The 259-nt window shown below is 63.7% G+C and carries 1 pseudogene; it reads left to right on the forward strand.

Going from position 1 to position 259, the window contains the following annotated elements:
- Positions 1-259: pseudogene (locus EUU22_RS20105) on the forward strand (phosphomannomutase); the annotation flags it as partial.

Consider the following 259-nt stretch of genomic DNA (forward strand, 5'->3'; position numbering starts at 1 on the left):
TGAACACAGCAGTGTCGCCCGTGACATGATGACGACTGTCTTCGGGCAATATGGCGCGACCGTCGTTCCACTCGGTCGCTCCGAAACGTTCATCCCGGTCGATACCGAAGCGGTCTCCGCAGAGACGGAGGCCTTGCTCCTGAAATGGTCTGTCGACCACAGGCTCGACGCGATCATTTCGACCGACGGCGACGGTGACCGCCCGCTGGTGGCGGACGAAACCGGGCGCCCACTCCGTGGTGACCTCCTCGGGCTGGTC

The organism is Ciceribacter ferrooxidans, from assembly GCF_004137355.1.
GTDB classification, from domain to species: domain Bacteria; phylum Pseudomonadota; class Alphaproteobacteria; order Rhizobiales; family Rhizobiaceae; genus Allorhizobium; species Allorhizobium ferrooxidans.